The organism is Shewanella sp. TB7-MNA-CIBAN-0143, from assembly GCF_040310065.1.
Lineage (GTDB): Bacteria > Pseudomonadota > Gammaproteobacteria > Enterobacterales > Shewanellaceae > Shewanella.
The window spans coordinates 1-1,778 of sequence record NZ_JBEOPL010000052.1; the positions used below are offsets into that span (position 1 = coordinate 1).

General features: G+C 51.4%; 1 rRNA gene. It reads left to right on the top strand.

Annotated elements, in window-relative coordinates:
• A 23S ribosomal RNA gene (locus AAEY97_RS21070) occupies positions 1-1,736 on the top strand; the annotation flags it as partial.
• Between the last annotated feature and the right edge of the window lie 42 nt (positions 1,737-1,778).

A 1,778-nucleotide genomic window follows, 5' to 3' on the forward strand; every position in this document is an offset into this window, starting at 1 on the left:
TGCGCGGTAGAGGAGCGTTCTGTAAGCGGTTGAAGGTGAAGGGGTAACCCACACTGGACGTATCAGAAGTGCGAATGCTGACATGAGTAACGATAAAGGGAGTGAAAAACTCCCTCGCCGGAAGACCAAGGGTTCCTGTCCAACGTTAATCGGGGCAGGGTGAGTCGACCCCTAAGGTGAGGCCGAAAGGCGTAATCGATGGGAAACAGATTAATATTTCTGTACTTCCGCTAACTGCGATGGAGAGACGGAGAAGGCTAGGCTAGCGCGGCGTTGGTAGTCCGCGTTTAAGGTGGTAGGTTGATTTCTTAGGCAAATCCGGGAAATCGTACTTTAATGTACAGGCTGAGAGCTGATGACGAGTCACTAAGGTGATGAAGTAGTTGATGCCATGCTTCCAGGAAAATCTTCTAAGCTTCAGGTTAGCGGGAATCGTACCCCAAACCGACACAGGTGGTCGGGTAGAGAATACCAAGGCGCTTGAGAGAACTCGGCTGAAGGAACTAGGCAAAATGGTACCGTAACTTCGGGAGAAGGTACGCTCTTGTTGGTGATGAGACTTGCTCTCTAAGCTGACGGGAGTCGCAGATACCAGGTGGCTGCAACTGTTTATCAAAAACACAGCACTGTGCAAAATCGCAAGATGACGTATACGGTGTGACGCCTGCCCGGTGCCGGAAGGTTAATTGATTGGGTTATCTTCGGAGAAGCTCATGATCGAAGCCCCGGTAAACGGCGGCCGTAACTATAACGGTCCTAAGGTAGCGAAATTCCTTGTCGGGTAAGTTCCGACCTGCACGAATGGCGTAATGATGGCCACGCTGTCTCCAGCCGAGACTCAGTGAAGTTGAAATTGCGGTGAAGATGCCGTATACCCGCGGCTAGACGGAAAGACCCCGTGAACCTTTACTATAGCTTGGCACTGAACATTGAACCTACATGTGTAGGATAGGTGGGAGACTTTGAAGCTTGGACGCTAGTCTGAGTGGAGTCAATCTTGAAATACCACCCTTGTAGTTTTGATGTTCTAACTCTGGCCCCTTATCGGGGTTGAGGACAGTGCCTGGTGGGTAGTTTGACTGGGGCGGTCTCCTCCCAAAGAGTAACGGAGGAGCACGAAGGTTGGCTAAGTACGGTCGGACATCGTACGGTTAGTGCAATGGCATAAGCCAGCTTAACTGCGAGACATACACGTCGAGCAGGTACGAAAGTAGGTCATAGTGATCCGGTGGTTCTGAATGGAAGGGCCATCGCTCAACGGATAAAAGGTACTCCGGGGATAACAGGCTGATACCGCCCAAGAGTTCATATCGACGGCGGTGTTTGGCACCTCGATGTCGGCTCATCACATCCTGGGGCTGAAGTCGGTCCCAAGGGTATGGCTGTTCGCCATTTAAAGTGGTACGCGAGCTGGGTTCAGAACGTCGTGAGACAGTTCGGTCCCTATCTGCCGTGGGCGTTGGATGATTGAAGGGAGCTGCTCCTAGTACGAGAGGACCGGAGTGGACGAACCGCTGGTGTTCGGGTTGTCATGCCAATGGCATTGCCCGGTAGCTACGTTCGGAATCGATAACCGCTGAAAGCATCTAAGCGGGAAGCGAGCCCTAAGATGAGTCATCCCTAGAGCTTTAAGCTCTCTAAAGGGCCGTAGGAGACTACTACGTTGATAGGCAAGGTGTGTAAGCGTTGTGAGGCGTTGAGCTAACTTGTACTAATGACCCGTGAGGCTTAACCATACAACCCAGATGGGTTTTACTGATACGACTTAGTATTAGAAT